Raw genomic sequence first — 18,701 nt, 5'->3', positions numbered from 1 at the left:
ATCCGCCCCGCCGGACGAGCCGGCCGGGCGAATACCCCGCACTCAATGAGCCATCAGCGTCAGACGCGCGGCTTCTCGCGCATCTCGAACGTCTCGATGGTGTCGCCCTCGTTGACGTCGTTGAACGACCCGAGACCGATACCGCACTCGAAGCCCTCGCGGACCTCGGTGACGTCGTCCTTCTCGCGACGCAGCGACTCGATGGTGAGGTTGTCCCCCACGACCGTCCCGTTGCGAAGCACACGCGCCTTCGAGTTGCGGCGGATGCTGCCCGAACGGACGACCGAACCGGCGATGTTCCCGAACTTCGAGGAACGGAAGACCTGACGGATCTCCGCGGAGCCGAGCTGGACCTCCTCGTACTCCGGCTTGAGCATGCCCTTGAGGGCTGCCTCGACGTCCTCGATCGCCTGGTAGATGACCGAGTAGAACTTGACGTCGACGCCTTCGCGCTCCGCCAGCTCCTCGACGCGCTCGCCGTACTTCACGTTGAAGCCGATGATCACGGCGCTGTCGACGGTGGCGAGGTTGACGTCGTTCTGCGTGATGGCACCCACACCGCGGTGGATGACACGCAGCTCGACCTCCTCGCCCACATCGATCTTGAGCAGCGCGTCCTCCAGTGCCTCGACGGCACCGGACACGTCGCCCTTGAGGATGAGGTTGAGGCTCTCGACCTTGCCCTTCTTGAGCTCGACGTCGAAGTCCTCGAGGCTGATCCGCTTGCGACGCTTGGCCAGCGTCGCCGCGCGCTCAGCCGCCTGGCGCTTCTCGGCGATCTGACGAGCGGTCCGGTCGTCCGGCGCCACGAGGAACGTGTCGCCGGCACCCGGGACGCTGGTCAGACCCAGCACCTGGACGGGGCGGGCCGGGGTGGCCGCCTCGACCGAGTTGCCGTGCTCGTCGAACATCGCACGGACGCGGCCGTAGGCCGTACCGGCGACGATCGCGTCACCGACGTGCAGCGTGCCGGCCTGGACCAGCACGGTCGCGACCGGGCCGCGGCCCTTGTCGAGGTTCGCCTCGATGGCCACGCCGCGCGCGTCCTTCGAGGGGTTGGCGCGCAGGTCGAGGGCGGCGTCCGCGGTCAGCAGGACTGCCTCGACCAGGCCGTCGATACCGATGCCCGGCTTCGCGGCGACGTCGACGAACATCGTGTCGCCGCCGTACTCCTCCGCCACCAGGTTGTACTCGGTGAGCTGCTGGCGCACCTTCGCCGGGTTCGCACCCTCGACGTCGATCTTGTTGACCGCGACCACGATCGGCACACCTGCGGCCTGCGCGTGGTTCACCGCCTCGATCGTCTGGGGCATCACGCCGTCGTCGGCCGCGACCACGAGGATCGCGATGTCGGTGACCTGCGCACCACGGGCACGCATAGCGGTGAACGCCTCGTGACCCGGGGTGTCGATGAACGTGATCGCACGCTCGGTGCCCTCGTGCTCGTGCGTGATCTGGTACGCACCGATGTGCTGCGTGATCCCGCCGTGCTCGCCTGCCACCACGTCCGACTTGCGGATCGCGTCCAGCAGCTTGGTCTTACCGTGGTCGACGTGACCCATGACGGTCACGACCGGCGGACGTGCGGCCAGGTCCTCGTCGGACTCGTCGGCCGCCTCGGCCGCGAGGTCGATGTCGAAGGCCCCGAGCAGCTCGCGGTCCTCCTCCTCGGCCGAGACCATCTCGATCTGGTAGCCGAGCTCGGTGGCCAGGGTGCCGAACGTGTCCTCGTCGAGCGACTGCGTGGCCGTGGCCATCTCGCCCAGGTGGAACAGCACGGTCACGAGCGCCGCCGGGTTCGCGTCGATCTTGTCCGCGAAGTCGTTCAGCGAGGCGCCGTGGCGCAGCCGAACGGTGGTGGTGCCGTTGCCGCGAGGGACCTGCACGCCACCGAGCGACGGGGCCTGCATCGCCTCGAACTCCTGGCGCTTCGCGCGCCTCGACTTACGCCCGCGGACCGGCTTGCCGCCGGCGCGCCCGAAGGCACCCTGCGTCGCGCCACGACCGCCGGCACCGCGACGCGGGCCGCCGAAGCCGCCACCGCCACCGGGACGACCCGGAGCACCCGCACCGGCGCCACCGGCGCCGGGACGACCGCCACCGCCGCCACCCGGACGACCACGACCGCCACCCGGAGCCGGGCGGTCGCCCGGACGCGGCATGGAGGTCTTGCCCGGCATCATGCCGGGATTCGGGCGCGGACCGCCGCCACCGGTGCCACCGGGGCGGGGCGCGGAAGGACGGGGACCACCCGGGCGGGGACCGCCCGAGCGCTCGCCGCTGGGAGCCTCGGTGCGCTCGGGACGCTGCCCCGGACGGGGCATGCCCTGGCTCGTCGCGAACGGGTTGTTGCCCGGACGCGGGTTACCGCCGGCCGGACGATCGCTGGTGCCGGTGCCGGCACCAGCGCCCGCACCCGGGCGGCCACCACGGCTACCCGGACGGGGCATGCCCTGGCTCGTCGCGAACGGGTTGTTGCCCGGACGCGGGTTACCGCCACCGGGGCGGCCACCACGACCGCCGTCGCGACCCGGACGCGCGCCGGAGGGCGCTGCGGGCGGCTTGGGCGCACCGGGCTTGGGAGCCGCGGCAGGCTTCGGCGCACCGGGCTTGGGGCCCGCGGCCGGCTTGGCGGACGCCGCAGGCGCCGCCGGGGACTCGTCGGCTGCCGGAGCCGGGGCCGGGGCGGGTGCCGCCGGCGCGGGGCTCGGGGTCGGGCTCGGGCTCGGGCTCGGGGCGGGCGCCGGTGTGGGCGCGGCCTCGGCCTCGGGCTTGCTCGGTGCCGGCGCGGGGGCCGGAGCCGGCGTCGGGGCCGACGCGGCAGGCTTCTGGGCCGCCGGCTTCGCGGCCGGCTTGGGCGCGCTGCTCGCGGGCTTGGCCGCTGCGCCCTTGTCGGACGAGCCGCCGCCACCGGCGGGGAACTTGTCGCGCATGCGCCGCACGACGGGCGGCTCGAGCGTCGACGACGCCGAGCGGACGTATTCGCCTGCCGACTTCAACTCGGCCAGCAGGGCCTTGCTTTCCACTCCGAGCTCCTTAGCGAGCTCGTAGACGCGGACCTTTGCCACAACTCTCCTGTCTCGGTCCGTCCCAAGACAGGGAGGACCACCGTTAGTACTGAGTACTCATCGCTGGGGACTCATCGGGTGCCCATCGGCTTCTGACCCGCTTCCTTGTCGACGAATCGCATAGTTCGGCCGGACGCACGGTTGCGCCCGGTCGGGACGGTCCTGCGGCCTTCGCACTCACTGGCCAAGATGTGCTCGTACCTCACCGAGGTCGAGGGGCCCGTCGACGCGCAGTGCGCGCGGTACGGCCCTGCGACGCTCGGCGAGCTCCAGGCACCGCGGCTCCGGGTGAACCCAGGCACCGCGACCCGGCAGGCAGGCACGGACGTCGATGACGATGTGCCGTGCACCTGCCACGGCGTCATCATGCATCGAGTCGTCCAGCACCAGACGCAGGAGTGCAGACCGCTGGTCGCGCCCCCGGCATCCGACGCACGTACGCACTGGACCCATGACGGGCGTTGTTGAACCAGGTACGTGGTACGTCGAAAGACGGGCGCGTGGCCCAGACTCGGACAGTCTACCGCGCCGACCCACCGGGCGTTACCGGCCGCCCTGCGCGTCGGCGGCCGTGCCACCCGCGTCGGCGTCGGCAGCCTCGTCGGACCGGATGTCGATGCGCCAACCTGTCAGCTTCGCGGCGAGACGGGCGTTCTGCCCTTCTTTACCGATCGCGAGGGACAGCTGGTAGTCGGGCACGATGGCCCGCGCGGCACGCATGTCGGCGTCGACCACTGTGACGGAAGACACACGCGCGGGCGACAGGGCGCTCGACACGAACGCGGCAGGGTCGTCGCTGTGGTCGACGATGTCGATCTTCTCGCCGTACAGCTCGGCCATCACCGCGCGCACCCGGGCCCCCATCGGGCCGATGCAGGCGCCCTTGGCGTTGAGCCCGGCCACCCGGGTGCGGACCGCCATCTTGGTGCGGTGCCCCGCCTCACGGGCGATGGCGGTGATCTCCACCGAGCCGTCGGCGATCTCCGGGACCTCGAGCTCGAAGAGCTTGCGCACCAGGTTCGGGTGCGTACGGCTCAACGTGATCTGAGGACCCTTCATCCCGCGGCTGACCTCGACCACGTAGGCACGCAGCCGCTCGCCGTGCACGTACTCCTCGGTCGGCACCTGCTCGTGCGGCGGCAGCACCGCCTCCGTGCCACCCACGTCCACGAGCACCATCCGCGGGTCGCGGCCCTGCTGGACGACGCCGGCAAGGACCTCGCCCTCCTTGCCGCGGAACGTACCGAGCACCTGGTCGTCCTCGGCGTCGCGCAGCCGCTGCACGATCACCTGGCGGGCGGTGGCCGTGGCGATACGGCCGAAGTCCTGCGGCGTGTCGTCGAACTCGGGCCCGAACTCCACGGTGGGACGCGCCTCGGGGTCGTCGGGGTCGGTGGCGACGGGCAGCTCCTCGCGCGCCCACACCGTGACGTGACCCGACGAGCGGTCCACCTCGACGCGGGCCCGGTTGTAGGCGTCCGGAGTGCGGTGGTAGGCCGAGAGGAGCGCCTGCTCGATGGCCGCGACGAGGACGTCCAGGCTGAGATCCCTCTCGCGCTCCAGCATCCGCAGGGTGGTCATGTCGATGTCCATGTCAGCCTTCCTCGTTGCGGCCGGGGTGACCCTCGGTCGTGTCGTCCGAACCAGCACCGTCCGAGTCGTCGTCGGTGCCTTCACCTGCACTCTCGCCCAGTTCCGATGCCTCGGCATCCTGGACGTCGTCGAGCTTCTTGAGCTCGACCTCGACCTTCCCGCGGCGGACGTCGCCCACCGGGATCCGCCTGTCGCCGTCGAGCACCAGGACGTCACCGTCGCCGTCCGGGAGCACGTCGGTCAACCGGCCCTCGACGCGGCTGCCGTCCATCATCTTCAGGGTCACCAGCCGGGTCCGAGCGCGCTTGAAGTGCCGCAGCTCGGTCAGTGGCCGGGACGTGCCCGGCGTCGAGGTCTCCAGCGTGTAGGCGCCCGCGACGACGTCGTCCTCGTCCAGGGCCGCCGAGATGGCACGCGCCACCTCGCCGAGCGCGTCGGAGTCAAGGCTGCCCAGGGCATCGTCCGGCAGGTCGACGGTGATCCGCACCACCGACTTGCCGCCCGCCTGGACGACGGTCACCTCCTCGAGGTGCAGCCCCGCGGCCTCGACCACCGGTCCTACCACCTCGCGGACCGCATCCGCCTGCTGTGTCATCGATTGCCTCCCGTCGGCTCCCCCACGTGCGGGGGCACGGTTCGAGCCGGAACGGTTCGACCGATGTGCTGTTGTTGTCCACGGCTAGCGTAACGAAGCGCCGGGCCTCAGCACTTCGCGTAGAACGTGACGTCCGTGACCTGACCTCTGTCCGTCGGGGCACGAATCGGCCGCTGGAACATGGCATCATCGGCCTCGATGAACGCCAACGGCCCGAGGGCCAGCACCCGAAGCCGGTCGGCCCTGACTGCGCTGGCCCTGACCTGCGCGATCATTCTCTCAGGTTGCGGCGTGCGGCTCGAGACGCCGCCACCCACCGAGCCGGTCCCCGACGCCGCGGAGGTCGTGCGGCGCACCGCCGTCGCCGACGCGCTGCTCGTCGCCGACCAGGCCGACGGCGCCGCCGCGGCCGACGGGGTCAAGTCCGACGTCGCCGCCGAGCTCGAGCTCATCGCCGAGGCGACGACCTTGCAGGCACAGCAGCTCGGGGGCGAGTACGACTCCGGCCTCGGCGACATCGTGGCAGAGGACGCCGGAGCCTCACCCTCTGCGACCACGCCGGAACAGACGCCCCGGGCGGTCGTCACGTCGTTGCGCGACGCCGCCACCCGCACCCGGGCCGCCGCCGACCAGGCGCAGGCGGGCCCGCTCGGCCGCCTGCTCGGCTCCATCTCCGCCGCGCAGACGCTGTATGCCAGGGACCTCGCGCAGCTGGCGGGTGTGCGCGGCCCTGCACTGCCCCCGACCGAGATCCCCGAGCCCGCCGAGTCCGGTGCCGAGCCGAGCGAAGCCTCGGCGACCCCGGCGTCAGCCGAGACGGGTCCGGCCGCCGTGCCGACGGGCCTGTCGGCGGAGGAGCTCGACGCCCTGGTCCTGGCCGAGGACTCCGCGGGGTACGCCCTCGAGGTGCGGGCGGCACAGGCCGACGGCGAGGTCCGCACCCGGGCCCACGACCGCGCCAGGCTGCACCGCGCCCGGGCCCAGGCCTGGGCGGTCCTGGCGGGTACCGACGGGACCGAGGAGGACCCACGTCGTGTCGCCTACGCGCTTCGCGACCCGGACATGGCGACGCCGGACCTCGCCCGCGGGCTCGAGGAGGACCTCGCGCAGAACTACGCGACCCTGATCGGTCTCGCGGAACCCGGTACGCGCGCCATCCTGGTCGCGCTCCTCACCGACGCCGCCCTGGCCGCCACCCAGTGGGGCGCCCCGGCAGTCCCGTTCCCGGGCCTGCCGGAACGCGCCTGACCCGCTGTGGTCGGGGGCGGCGGCGTCAGGCGAGGAGGGCCGTCACCCTGTCCGCGACCGCTGCCGCGACGTCGGCCACCGGGAGCTGCTCCGCCTCGCCGACGCGCGGCCGGACCTCGACGACGCCGTCGGCCAGGCCCTTGCCCACCACGACCACGAGCGGCGCGCCGAGCAACTCGGCGTCCTTGAACTTCACACCCGGCGACGTCTTGCCGGCCCGGTCGTCGTAGAGCACCTCGACGCCGCGGGCGGCGAGGTCGGTAGCAATGGACTCGGCGGCCTCGAACACCTCGGCGCCCTTGCCCGCCGCGACCAGGTGCACGTGCACCGGGGCGACGTGCGCGGGCCAGGCCAGGCCGCGTTCGTCGTGGTTGGCCTCGGCGAGCGCCGCGAGCGCACGCGTGACGCCGACGCCGTAGGAGCCCATGGTGACGACCGCCTGCTTGCCGTTCTCGTCGAGGACGACGAGGCCCAGCGCCTCGGCGTACTTGCGGCCGAGCTGGAAGATGTGGCCCATCTCGATGCCACGGGCGAGCTCCAGCGGGCCGGAGCCGTCCGGGGCGGGGTCGCCGGCGCGCACCTCGGCGGCCTCGACGGTGCCGTCGGCGGTGAAGTCACGGCCCGCGACGAGGTCGAACACGTGCTTACCGGGCTCGTTGGCGCCGGTGATCCAGCGGGTACCGGGCACGACGCGGGGGTCGAGGAGGTAGCGGATCGCGGGGACCTTCTCGCCGTCGGGCCCTTCGACCTGCTCGCCCTGGGGGCCGAGCGCCTGCGGGCCGATGTAGCCCTTGACCAGCCCGGGGAACTTCTTGAAGTCCTCCTCGGTGGCGGGCTCCGGCTCGGCGGGCGTGAGCGTGGCCTCGATGCGCTTGAGGTCGATCTCCCGGTCGCCGGGCAGGCCGACCACCACGAGCTCGCGGGTGCCGTCGGGCTGGACCAGGGCGAGCACCACGTTCTTCAGGGTGTCGGCGGCGGTCCAGGGCCGGTCGGAGCGAGGGAACTTCTCGTTCGCGACCGCGACGAGGGTGGCGATGGTGGGCGTGTCGGGGGTGTCCTCGACGTGGGCGGCGGGCGCGTCGTCGTACGGGATCGCCTCGGGGACGGGCGTGACCACGGCCTCCACGTTGGCGGCGTAGCCGCCGGGCGAGCGCACGAAGGTGTCCTCGCCGATCTGGGACGGGCTCAGGAACTCCTCGGAGCGGGAGCCGCCCATGGCGCCCGACATGGCGGAGACGATCACGTAGTCCAGACCGAGGCGCTGGAAGATCTTCTCGTACGCGTCGCGGTGCTTCTGGTAGCTGACCTCGAGGCCCTCGTCCTTGACGTCGAACGAGTACGAGTCCTTCATGATGAACTCGCGCCCGCGGATCAGGCCTGCGCGGGGGCGCGCCTCGTCGCGGTACTTGGTCTGGATCTGGAACAGGGTGACCGGCAGGTCCTTGTAGGACGAGTACAGGTCCTTGACCAGGAGCGCGAACATCTCCTCGTGCGTGGGCGCGAGGAGGTAGTCGGCCTGCTTGCGGTCCTTGAGCCGGAACAACGCGGGGCCGTACTCCTCCCAGCGACCGGTGGCCTCGTAGGGCTCCCGCGGCAGCAGCGCCGGGAAGTGCACCTCCTGGCCGCCCATGGCGACCATCTCCTCGCGGACGATCGCCTCGATCTTGGCCAGCACGCGCAGGCCCAGCGGCAGCCACGAGTAGATGCCCGGGGCGGCGCGGCGGATGTACCCGGCCCGCACGAGGAGCCGGTGGCTGGCGACCTCGGCCTCGGCCGGGTCCTCGCGCAGGGTACGGACGAAGAGGGACGACATGCGGAGCACGTCGCCCTGGATGAGGCGTGCGGAAGACATGGGGGACAGCCTATCCGCGAGGGCCGCTACGGCTCGCCGGAATTGCTGAGCCGCGGCCTACCCACTGTCTGGGGTGGGTGCCGAACCGCACGTTAGTCGTCATGCGGGGTGCCGAACCGCAAGCTTCGCGCCTCCGGGTGCCCTGGTTGACCCATAACCTGCGGTTCGCCGAGCAGATCGACGTCTAACCTTCGGCTCGCCCCGTCCAGTCACCTCGGAGGACCCCCAAGTTGCGGCTCGGCGCCTGCTCCAGGGTCTCCAGGGTCGGAAACCGGCGTAGGTTGCGATTCGGCCACGCTTCGCAGGTCTTGCCCCGCCCCGGGAAGTCTCGCAGGATGAGGCCATGCCGGAGCTGCCCGAGGTCGCCGCGCTCGCCGACTTCCTGCGCGCACGGACCTCTGGGCGCACGGTCGCCGCCGTCGAGGTCGGATCGATCGCCGCGCTCAAGACGTTCGACCCACCCACCGGCGCGCTCGTCGGAGGCGAGGTGACCGACGTCGGCCGGCACGGCAAGTGGCTGGACGTGGTGGTCGCGCCTGCGCCGGACGACCCGGCGCCCGGCGACCCGGCGCCCAGCGACCCGGTCCCCCGCGACCCGGTCCCCCGCGACCCTGCGCCCGGCGGCACGCTCCACCTGGTCTTTCACCTCTCGCGGGGCGGATGGGTACGTTGGTCGGACGCACTGTCCACCAAGCCGGTACGGCCGTCTCTCGGCGGCTCCGGCCGGGGCGCGGTCCTTGCGCTGCGCGTGCGGCTCGACGACGGCTCCGGCTTCGACCTGACCGAGGCGGGAACCCGCAAGCGGCTGGCGGTGCACGTGGTCCGCGACCCCGCCGAGATCGACATGATCGCGTCCCTCGGCGTCGACCCGCTGTCCGTCGAGTTCACCACGCAGACGCTGGCCGATCTGCTGTCCACGAAGAACCAGCAGGTCAAAGGCCTGCTGCGGGAACAGCGCTCGATCGCGGGCATCGGCAACGCGTACAGCGACGAGATCCTGCTCGTGGGCAGGTTCAGCCCGTACAAGCTGACGGCGTCGTTCACACCGGACGAGACGGCCAGGCTGCACGCGGCGATCGGCGACGTGCTCACGGAGGCGATCGCGGCGGCGTCGGGCAAGCCTGCCAAGGAGCTCAAGGACGCCAAGCGCGGCGGCATGCGGGTGCACGGCCGCGCGGGCCAGCCGTGCCCGGGGTGGGACGGGACGCCGTGCGGCGACATCGTGCACGAGGTGTCCTTCGCCGACCGGAGCATGCAGTACTGCCCCACGTGCCAGACGGGCGGAAAGCCGCTCGCGGACCGCCGGATGTCCAAGCTGCTCCGCTGACCCCAGGGGAAGCTGCGCAGCTCAGAACAGCACCGTCGCGAACGTGCCCACCTGCTCGAACCCCACCCGCTGGTAGGCGGCGACGGCCCGCTCGTTGTAGGCGTTCACGTACAGCGACACCACCGGCGCGATGGACGCGCGGGTCAGGGCGACCACTGCGGCCATGCCCGACTCCGACCAGCCGCGGCCGCGGAACGCCGGCTCCACCCAGACGCCCTGGACCTGTGCGACGCCGCCGGCCACCGCACCGAGCTCGGCCTTGAACGCGACGGCGGGCTGCCCGCCGACGTCGGGCACCACGCGGACGAACGAGCGGCCCTCGGTGATGAGGGACCGCACGCGTTCCGCGTAGGCCGAACCACCCGTGGCGACGGGCGAGTAGCCGACCTCCTCGGTGAACATGCGCACGCAGGCGGGCAGCACGAGACTCAGCTCGGAGGGCACCGAGCGGCGCACCGTGGGCTCGGGCGCCAGCGAGGGCGCCGTCCCGATGGCCATGGAGGGCTGGTCGGCGCGCACGTCGCGGGCCGGCGGCCAGTGCGGTGACAGTCGCTCCCAGAGCGCCAGCGCCGCCTCCTGCTCCCCCACGATCGACGACGACCTCCGGCCGTGGACGCGTGCCACCTCGGCGAAGGCCGCGATGGCCTGGGCACGGCGGCCGGGGTCCGCCAGCGGGATCACCGGCACCAGGTTGGCACCGGCCCAGCACACCGCCTCGAGCCGTCCGACGTCGGGGAAGCCCCAGGCCTGACCCGCGGCGGCGCCGAAGCCGGCGCGCGCCGCGATCTCCAGGCGAGCGGTGGCGAGCACCGACGAGACCGGGTCGACGGCGCAGACCGCGAGGGCCTGTGCCAGGTCGGCGCGGGTCAGCGACCGTGCGACGGACCGCCCGTCATCCGCCACTCGAATGTCCTGTTCGTCCGGTTGGGACGGCCCGTCGGGGCGCGCTCCGGTGGGTACCGGGGTGCGCCAGCGGGCCATGCTCTGCTCCGTTCGAATCAGACTCTTCGGAAGTTCCTGAGCCTGCTGTTCCGCTCGGCTCAGCTCACCGAGACGACCGGCGGACCGGCCTGCACATCATTCTCCGGCGAAGGCATCTCATCCGCGATCCGCATGGCTTCCTCGATGAGGGTCTCGACGATCATCGCCTCCGGGACGGTCTTGATGACCTCGCCGCGCACGAAGATCTGGCCCTTGCCGTTGCCGGAGGCCACGCCAAGGTCGGCCTCGCGTGCCTCGCCCGGGCCGTTCACGACGCAGCCCATGACGGCGACACGCAGCGGGACGGTCATGCCCTCGAGGCCCGCGGTGACCTTCTCGGCGAGCGTGTACACGTCCACCTGGGCACGGCCGCAGGACGGGCAGGACACGATCTCGAGCTTGCGGGGGCGCAGGTTCAGGGCCTGCAGGATCTGGTTGCCGACCTTGACCTCCTCCACCGGCGGGGCGGAGAGGGAGACGCGGATCGTGTCGCCGATGCCCTTGCTCAGCAGCGAGCCGAACGCGGTCGCCGACTTGATGGTGCCCTGGAACGCCGGGCCCGCCTCGGTGACGCCGAGGTGCAGGGGCCAGTCGCCACGCTCGGAGAGCAGCTCGTAGGCGCGGACCATGACGACCGGGTCGTTGTGCTTGACCGAGATCTTGAAGTCGTGGAAGTCGTGCTCCTCGAAGAGGCTCGCCTCCCACACCGCGGACTCCACGAGCGCCTCGGGCGTCGCCTTGCCGTACTTCTCCAGGATGCGCTTGTCGAGCGACCCGGCGTTGACGCCGATGCGCAGCGAGACGCCGGCGTCCTTGGCCGCCTGGGCGATCGCACCCACCTGGTCGTCGAACTTGCGGATGTTGCCGGGGTTCACGCGGACGGCGGCGCAGCCGGCGTCGATCGCCTGGAAGACGTACTTCGGCTGGAAGTGGATGTCCGCGATCACGGGGATCTGGGACTTCTTCGCGATGATCGGCAGCGCCTCGGCATCGTCGGAGGTCGGGACGGCGACGCGCACGATGTCGCAGCCTGCCGTGGTGAGCTCCGCGATCTGCTGGAGGGTCGCGTTGATGTCGGTGGTGGGCGTGGTGGTCATGGACTGCACGCTCACGGGTGCGTCACCACCTACCTCCACCTTGCCGACCTTGATCTTCCGAGTCTTGCGGCGGGGGGCGAGGACCGGCGGAGGTGCTGCCGGCATGCCGAGGCTGATTGCGCTCACGAGTTCAGTATCCCTGCTTCAGAAGGTGCCAGATGTACATCGTGTCGGGCATCACGTGATCCGCACCGGATCCACCAGGTCCGCCACGACGAGGACGCCACCCACCCCGAGCAGGATGAGGAAGACCACGTAGGCCACGGGCGTCATGCGGGCGACGTCGGCCGGTCCGGGCAGCACCGCGGCCCCGCGCACCCGCGCGAGCGTGCGCTTGCCGCCCTCGTAGAGGGCGTTGACCAGGTGCCCGCCGTCAAGCGGCAGGAGCGGGATCAGGTTGAAGGCGAACAGCGCGATGTTGAGGCTCGCGAGCAGGCTCAGGAAGAACATGACACGGTCGAGGATCGCCTCGTCCAGGGCCATGATCTCGCCGCTGATCCGCGCGACGCCGACCATGGACTGGACGGAGTCCTGCGAGCGCTCCTCCGAGGTGAAGGCCTGGGTGGCGGCCTCGGCCACGCGGACCGGGAGCGTCGCCACCATGGTCAGGGTCTGCCAGGTCTGGTCGCCCACGGCGGGCAGGACGCTGGACAGCGGCTGCGGCTCCCGCTCCTGGAGCGGGGAGAAGCCCACGAACCCGCCGGGCTTGACGACCGGCTCCCCCGCATCGTTCAGGACCGGTGCGCCCTGCTCGTCCACGACGGGGCGATCCGCCGGTGCCGGGGTGACCTCGAGGGTCGTGCGCTCGCCGTCCCGCAGCACCACCACCTCGGACTCACGCCCGGCGGACTCGTGGATGAGGCCGACGAGCTGCTGCCAGCCGGTCACCTCGGTGCCGCCGAAGGCCACGATCTCGTCGCCCGGCTCCAGCCCGGCGGCGACGGCGGGCGCGGCAGGCCGGTCCTCGCAGTCATCGCCCGACGCGGCGGACGTGACCGACGCCGGCACGCACTCCGAGAGCTGGGCGACCGTGGTGGAGACCGTCATCGCGCCGTACCCGACCATGATCACGGCGATCAGGACCGTGGCGATCACGAGGTTCATGAACGGCCCGCCGAACATCACGACGAGCTTCTTGGGCGTCGAGAGGTTGTAGAAGGCGCGGTGCTCCTCGCCCGGGCGCACCTCGGCGACCGACGCGTCGCGGGCGTCGGCGACGAGCTCGCTCCAGAACCCGGTGCCGCGCCGCGCGCCGGCCGGCGCCGGCGGCATCATGCCCACCAGCCGCACGAACCCGCCCAGCGGGATCGCCTTGATGCCGTACTCCGTCTCCCCCTTGGTCCGCGACCAGAGGGTGGGCCCGAAGCCGACGAAGTACTGGCTCACGCGGACGCCGAACTTCTTGGCCGGGATCATGTGGCCAAGCTCGTGCAGGCCGACGGAGACGATGACGCCCAGCAAGAGGACGAGCACACCAACAATGTGCGGAACGATGCTCACCGCACCGAGACTACGGCACCATTCCGGACACTCGGAAGCCAGCGCACGGCTCCCCCGCGACGGCCACCTGACGTTCACCTCCTTCCGAATTCATGGTGATTCGTTGAAACATCGGTTACTGATCATTAACCTGGCGCTCATGTCTGTCTCGTCTGTCTCGGCCCCCCGGGAGCTGCACCCCCACGGCCCGGTCTCCCTCACGGAGAGCCTGACGTCGATGTTCCAGACCGACGCCTGGCCGGCCGCCGACGGCGACTCCCGGGTCGCGAGACAGCTCCGCGAGATCGGCGTCGACGTCAGCGCGGTCTGGGCGGCGTCCCGCTGGAACATGGGCGAGGACGGCGAAGCGCCGAACCGCCGCCACCCGCTGCCCGGCGACCCCCGCGGACCGCAGACCGCCGCCGCCTTGACCGCCGTCGCCCACCTGCCCCGTGCCGCCGCCCTGCTCGGGGCCTACCTGTGGTCGCAGGCGAGCGACGCCCTGCAGTACACCTTCCGGCACGGCCGGATCATCGTCCCGCTGCGCGCCTTCGTCGAGACCTGGGCCACGTGCCGCGACCGCGCGCCCGACGACGTCTGCCGGGCCGAGGGCGACGCCGTCGCCGTCCTGCTCCGCACCCTGATCACCCAGATGCACACCTCCGCCGCCCGCAGCGCGGGCGACCTCGGCCGCGTGGCCGACGCCGCGACCCAGGCCGGCCAACGGTGCACCGACCTGCTCCTGGCAGCCCGCGCCATCCCCGACCCCGGCTCCCCGTTCCGCCTCGCCCTGGTGCCGCAGGCCGTGACCCGCATCCGGTACTTCCGCGCGCTCGCCGACGCCGCCCGGGCGGCCTCCGATGCGATGGCCGGCGAGCCCGCCCGGCTCGCCCCAGCGCTCGCCGGCCTGCGCGCCGCCGAGACCGACCGGCACCTCAACTACATCCTGGCCAGCGAGCTGCGCTCCTACCGGATGCACCTGACCGAGCTGCACCGCAACCTTGACGCGCCCTGGCTCACGCTGGACCGCCTGCGCACCGTCTACATCTACCCGTTCGGGCTGCGGGACATCAGGCCCGCCGCGGCCGTGGCGGCGCTCCGCACGCTCGCCGAACGCGACGAGCGGCCCCGGCTGCTCGGCGTCCAGGCGCTCGCGGTGCGCGGCCGGCTCAAGATGGACGACGTGTGGGCGAGCGTCGACCGGGCCGCGCGCCCGTACGGCGGGGTGTCGCTGTCGATGCCGAACGTGCGGCTGGAGCAGCCGGACGGGTCGTTCATCGCCGAGCTGTCCTGCGACGTGCGGTTCACCGAGTTCGGCAACCACTACGTCCGCTTCCGTTACTCGGCCCGTGACCAGTCGCCGCAGCAGGTCCGGGACGCCCGGTTCCGGCTGTCCAACCTGCACGCAGACATCCGGGTGCGCTGGATGACCCCGGACGGGTCACCCGTCGACGTCGACCACGGCGACGGTCCGCCGCCGGAGCGGCTGTTCGACCTCGCCGACCTGCTCCAGCGCGCCACCGCCGACCTGGTCCGGGAGGGCACCGAGATCGCCCAGGGCCGCGCGCACGTGGTCACCACCGTCTACGAGGCGAGCCGGGGGCGCGGGCCGGCCGCTCCCCCGGCGGAGCGCACGCCCGTCAACATGGGCGACGAGCTGCTGGCCGCGTTCGGCTCCCAGGTGCTGCTCCAGCCCGTCCCCTACGGCACCGCCACGCTGTGCGACTGGACGCTGCGCCAGCGCAACCCGGTGCTGCTCGAGGGGGTGCGCCACCTGGGCGACGTCGTCGCGGTGGCCACCAACTCGACCACCGTCGCCCTGGTCGGCACCGCCCACTTCAAGATCTCCCAGTACGGTTCGCTCGCCGAGTTCGTCGCCAGCCTCAACGGGCTGTTCAGCGCATGGAACGCCACGCTCGCGGACCATCTGCGGCTCGTCGCGGCGATGCTCGCCGACCACGACGTCAACAACGGTGCCGACCTCGCGGAACGCAAGGAACGGCTCACGCGTGAGCAGCTACGCCTGCACGAGTTCGCCTCGGAGGTCCGCACCACGCTGACCACCATCACCTCACCCACGTTCCTCGCCTCCGCGCTGGAGTCCAGGATGCTGCGCCAGCTGCTGCAGGCGTCGCACTTCGAGCAGCAGGCCGCCGTCGTCACCGAACGGCTGCGCGAGCTGCTGCAGGAACCGATCGCCGCGCGCCTGGCGGCCCTCGAGCGCCTGCACGGCGACCGGGAGCGGGCCGCCGAGGCGAAGCGCGAGCGCGGGCGCCGTCGGCTCATGGACGGCACGCTCTCGGCCATCACGGTGTTCGCCGGTGTCTACGCTCTCATCGGCACCGTCCAGGTCGCGCTGGACGCCGAGCTGATCGACGGCCTCCAGGCGGTCGCCGCCACGGCCCTGGTCACGGTGGGCGCCTTGGTGACGGGCATCGCGGTGTTCAACTGGACGCGGGGCCGCTGAGCCGGCGGCGCGCCTACCCAGCGATTCGGCCCGAAACCTCGGTGATTTCGGGCCCAATCACTGGGTAGCGCGCACTGGGTAGCACCGGTCTGGCCCAGATCCACTAGTGGCTAGCCCGCCAGGAGGCGCTCAGTCAGGGTCCACAGGCGCCGCGCCGACTCCGGGTCGACCGAGTGGGACACGACGTCGGCCGTGATCTCCTGCGCCGTGGGCGGCGGCTGGTTGTCGTCGAGCTGCGAGACGTCGCTGTTGTTCAGGTAGACGCCCCCGATGCCCGCCAGCAGCGGGCTGGTGGCCCCGAACACGATGGTCGCGGCGCCCTGGGCCTCGGTCTTCTTGCCGTGCTCGGGGTCGATGACCGGCCGGCCGGCGTCGTCGATCAGGCCCTGGGCGCGCTGCGCCTGAACACCGACCGAGCTGTTGAACGCCGTCGTGGCGACGACACCAGGGTGGGCGGCGAAGGCACGGATGCCGTCGTCGGCCCACCGGCGGTCGAGCTCCACCGTGAACAGCACGTTGGCCGTCTTGGACTGGGCGTAGGCGAGGCCCGCGTCGTAGCCGCCACGCGCGAAGGTCGGGTCGTCCCAGAGGATGTCCGACATCCGCTGGGCGCCGGACGTCGTGTTGACGACCCGCGCGCCGTCGGCCGCCCGCAGCGCGGGATGCAGGCCGACGGTGAGCTGGAAATGACCGAGGTGGTTGGTGGCGAACTGCGCCTCGTAGCCGCGCGCGTCCCGCACGATCTCGGCCGGCGCCGGATAGCCGGCGTTGTTGATCAGGACGTGCAGCGGGCGACCGGAGCCGAGGTACCGCGCGACGAAGGCGTCGATCGACGCCGGGTCCATGAGGTCGAGCCGGCTGATCTCGACGCGCTCGATGCCGGCGACGGCCGCCGCCGCACGATCGGTGTCGCGCGAGCCGACGGTGACCGAGGCGCCGGCCCGGGCCAGGGCCCGGGTGGCCACGAGGCCAAGTCCCGAGTGGCCCCCGGTGACGATGACGTTCTTGCCGGTCAGATCGATGCCGGCCAGCACGTCGTCGACGGTCGAGGCCGCTGTGAAGCCGGATCCGATGGGCTGTTGCTCGGTCGCCATGGCGATGCCTTTCGTTTTGCGGTTCTGACGGTTCTGCGGTTCCGGATCAGGCCGCGGCACGCTGCTCGGCGGGCCGACGGCGCAGGGGTGCCTGCTGGATGGCGGGTGGGTCGTAGGCCATGTCGAGGCGGCCGACGTCGGTGCCGGGCGGGACGATGGCATCGATCCGGTCGAGGATCTCGTCGCTCAGGACGACCTCGGCGCCGGCGAGCGCGCTGTCGAGGTGCTCCATGGTGCGCGGGCCGATGAGCGCGGAGGTGACGCCCGGGTGGGCGATCGTGAACGCCATCGCCAGGTGGTTCAGCGGGATGCCCGCGTCCTGGGCGACGGGGACGAGCTGCTCGACGACGTCGAGGCGCTGCTCGTCGCGCAGATGCTCGAACCCGAACTGCGCCCGGTGGGTGTCGTTGCCCTTGCCCTTGCGGTACCGGCCGGTGAGCAGGCCGCCGGCCAGCGGGCTCCAGACGAGAGTGCCCATGCCGTACTGCTGGGCGACCGGCAGGACGTCACGCTCGATGCCCCGGTTCAGGATGGAGTACGGCGGCTGCTCGACCCGGAAGCGTTCGAGACCGCGCCGCTCGGCGACCCACTGCGCCTCGACGATGTCGGCGGCGGGCATGGTGGACGAGCCGATCGCCCGCACCTTGCCCGAGCTGATGAGGTAGGTCAGCGCCGCCAGCGTGTCCTCGACGTCGGTCTCGGGGTCCGGGCGGTGGATCTGGTAGAGGTCGAGGTGGTCGGTCCCCAGGCGGCGCAGGGAGTTCTCGACCTCCGCGATGATCCAGCGGCGGGAGTTGCCGCGGTGGTTGGGGTCGTCGCTCATCGGCAGGTGCACCTTGGTGGCGAGGACCACCTCGTCGCGGCGGCCCTTGAGCGCCTTGCCCACGATCTCCTCGGACTCGCCGTGCGAGTAGGCGTCGGCCGTGTCGATGACGTTGATCCCGGCGTCGAGGGCCTTGTGGATGATCTTGATCGAGTCGTCGTGGTCGGTGTTGCCCACCGCCCCGAACATCATGGCGCCGAGCGCGTAGGGGCTGACCTTGATACCGGTCCGGCCGAGGTTGCGGTACTGCATGGGGCCCTCCTGGGGTCGAGAGGTCTGGTGAGCGCCCCGTCCGTGCCGTACTCTGGAACTAAGCGGAACGCTCTTCCAGAACTATATGGAAAGCCGTTCCGGATAGCAAGGGATGGAGTGAAGTGACCCAGAACACAGCGCCGAGACCGCTGCGCGCCGACGCGCAGCGCAACATCGACTCGCTGCTCGACGCCGCCAAGTCGGTCTTCGGCACGTCGGGCGTGGACGCGCCCGCGAAGGAGATCGCCGATCTGGCCGGCGTCGGCGTCGGCACGCTGTACCGGCACTTCCCCAAGCGGTCAGACCTGGTCAAAGCCGTGTTCCAGCACGAGGTCGACGCCTGCGCCGACGCCGCTCCCGTGCTCGCGGAGCGGCACGAGTCGGTCGAGGCGCTCGAGAAGTGGCTCCACCGGTACACGGAGTTTCTCGCGACGAAGCGCGGGCTCGCCTCAGCCCTGCACTCGGGCGACCCCGCGTTCGACGCCCTGCCCGCCTACTTCCTCGGGCGCCTGGGGCCGGCCCTCGGTTCACTGCTCGACGCCGCCACCGAGTCCGGCGCGATCCGCGCCGTCGCGAGCCCCAAGGACCTCCTGTACGCCGTCTCCAAGCTGTCCCTGCCCATGGGCGACGAGGAGCCGGAGCACGGCCGCCGCATGCTCGACCTGCTCGTGGACGGGCTGCAGCACGGTGCGGGCTCGAGCCCGTCATGCTCCTGAAGGCCGGCCTGCGGCCCTGACTCGCCGTACCGGGTACCGCGCCGACGGCGGGTGGGACCTCGACGCGGCCACCGCACCGTGCGACCGCCGGGTCTCCACCGAGGACCGG

General features: G+C 71.8%; 15 protein-coding genes. 4 read left to right on the top strand and 11 right to left on the bottom strand.

Features of this window, described 5'->3' with window-relative positions:
• Positions 1–59: 59 nt before the first annotated feature.
• The 5 genes from infB to AB0F40_RS01460 all read right to left on the bottom strand — a co-directional run bounded on the left by infB (position 60) and on the right by AB0F40_RS01460 (position 5,531).
• A complete protein-coding gene (infB, locus tag AB0F40_RS01480; RefSeq protein ID WP_357463050.1) occupies positions 60–3,068 on the bottom strand; it encodes a translation initiation factor IF-2 in 3,009 nt (1,002 codons plus the stop codon).
• 177 nt (positions 3,069–3,245) lie between these two features.
• A complete protein-coding gene (locus tag AB0F40_RS01475; protein ID WP_357463047.1) occupies positions 3,246–3,521 on the bottom strand; it encodes a YlxR family protein in 276 nt (91 codons plus the stop codon).
• Between the two features lie 90 nt (positions 3,522–3,611).
• Complete coding sequence (gene nusA / locus AB0F40_RS01470) at positions 3,612–4,661, bottom strand: transcription termination factor NusA (protein ID WP_357463044.1); 1,050 nt, start codon at positions 4,659–4,661, stop codon at positions 3,612–3,614.
• Between the two features lies 1 nt (position 4,662).
• On the bottom strand, positions 4,663–5,256 hold the full coding sequence (gene rimP, locus AB0F40_RS01465) for a ribosome maturation factor RimP (protein ID WP_357463041.1): 594 nt from the start codon (positions 5,254–5,256) through the stop codon (positions 4,663–4,665).
• A 107-nt stretch (positions 5,257–5,363) separates the two neighbouring features.
• Positions 5,364–5,531, bottom strand: a complete 168-nt coding sequence (locus tag AB0F40_RS01460; RefSeq protein WP_357463038.1) for a hypothetical protein — start codon at positions 5,529–5,531, stop codon at positions 5,364–5,366.
• 16 nt (positions 5,532–5,547) lie between these two features.
• On the opposite strand from AB0F40_RS01460, the gene AB0F40_RS01455 reads away from it, so the two are divergent.
• A complete protein-coding gene (locus AB0F40_RS01455; protein WP_357463035.1) occupies positions 5,548–6,504 on the top strand; it encodes a DUF4439 domain-containing protein in 957 nt (318 codons plus the stop codon).
• Between the two features lie 25 nt (positions 6,505–6,529).
• Here AB0F40_RS01455 and AB0F40_RS01450 read toward each other — a convergent pair whose 3' ends face one another.
• Entirely contained in the window at positions 6,530–8,356 is a 1,827-nt protein-coding gene (locus AB0F40_RS01450) for a proline--tRNA ligase (RefSeq protein WP_357463032.1), read from the bottom strand.
• Between the two features lie 343 nt (positions 8,357–8,699).
• Between AB0F40_RS01450 and AB0F40_RS01445 the strand changes: the two genes are divergently transcribed.
• Complete coding sequence (locus tag AB0F40_RS01445) at positions 8,700–9,683, top strand: DNA-formamidopyrimidine glycosylase family protein (protein WP_357463029.1); 984 nt, start codon at positions 8,700–8,702, stop codon at positions 9,681–9,683.
• A gap of 21 nt (positions 9,684–9,704) precedes the next feature.
• Here the strand turns inward: AB0F40_RS01445 and AB0F40_RS01440 are convergent, their stop codons facing one another.
• The 3 genes from AB0F40_RS01440 to AB0F40_RS01430 all read right to left on the bottom strand — a co-directional run bounded on the left by AB0F40_RS01440 (position 9,705) and on the right by AB0F40_RS01430 (position 13,261).
• The gene (locus tag AB0F40_RS01440; RefSeq protein ID WP_357463026.1) at positions 9,705–10,664 is read right to left on the bottom strand and encodes a GNAT family N-acetyltransferase; all 960 of its coding nucleotides are present in this window, start codon (positions 10,662–10,664) and stop codon (positions 9,705–9,707) included.
• A 59-nt stretch (positions 10,665–10,723) separates the two neighbouring features.
• On the bottom strand, positions 10,724–11,866 hold the full coding sequence (ispG, locus tag AB0F40_RS01435) for a flavodoxin-dependent (E)-4-hydroxy-3-methylbut-2-enyl-diphosphate synthase (RefSeq protein WP_357463547.1): 1,143 nt from the start codon (positions 11,864–11,866) through the stop codon (positions 10,724–10,726).
• A 72-nt stretch (positions 11,867–11,938) separates the two neighbouring features.
• The gene (locus AB0F40_RS01430; RefSeq protein WP_357463023.1) at positions 11,939–13,261 is read right to left on the bottom strand and encodes a site-2 protease family protein; all 1,323 of its coding nucleotides are present in this window, start codon (positions 13,259–13,261) and stop codon (positions 11,939–11,941) included.
• A gap of 139 nt (positions 13,262–13,400) precedes the next feature.
• On the opposite strand from AB0F40_RS01430, the gene AB0F40_RS01425 reads away from it, so the two are divergent.
• Positions 13,401–15,707, top strand: coding sequence for a hypothetical protein (locus AB0F40_RS01425; RefSeq protein WP_357463020.1), 2,307 nt, complete (start codon positions 13,401–13,403; stop codon positions 15,705–15,707).
• A gap of 110 nt (positions 15,708–15,817) precedes the next feature.
• Here the strand turns inward: AB0F40_RS01425 and AB0F40_RS01420 are convergent, their stop codons facing one another.
• Both AB0F40_RS01420 and AB0F40_RS01415 read right to left on the bottom strand, forming a co-directional pair.
• Positions 15,818–16,801 (bottom strand): SDR family NAD(P)-dependent oxidoreductase, encoded by a 984-nt coding sequence (locus AB0F40_RS01420; RefSeq protein WP_357463017.1) that lies wholly within the window; start codon positions 16,799–16,801, stop codon positions 15,818–15,820.
• 46 nt (positions 16,802–16,847) lie between these two features.
• A complete protein-coding gene (locus AB0F40_RS01415; protein ID WP_357463014.1) occupies positions 16,848–17,876 on the bottom strand; it encodes an aldo/keto reductase in 1,029 nt (342 codons plus the stop codon).
• A 122-nt stretch (positions 17,877–17,998) separates the two neighbouring features.
• On the opposite strand from AB0F40_RS01415, the gene AB0F40_RS01410 reads away from it, so the two are divergent.
• Positions 17,999–18,592 carry a TetR/AcrR family transcriptional regulator gene (locus tag AB0F40_RS01410; RefSeq protein ID WP_357463011.1) on the top strand — a complete coding sequence of 198 codons (594 nt, stop codon included), beginning with the start codon at positions 17,999–18,001 and terminating at the stop codon, positions 18,590–18,592.
• Positions 18,593–18,701: the final 109 nt, after the last annotated feature.

This window comes from Promicromonospora sp. NPDC023987, from assembly GCF_040639055.1.
Classification (GTDB): domain Bacteria; phylum Actinomycetota; class Actinomycetes; order Actinomycetales; family Cellulomonadaceae; genus Promicromonospora.
The sequence above is the reverse complement of the archived record's forward strand: the minus strand, read 5'-3'. Positions and strand labels throughout refer to the sequence as shown.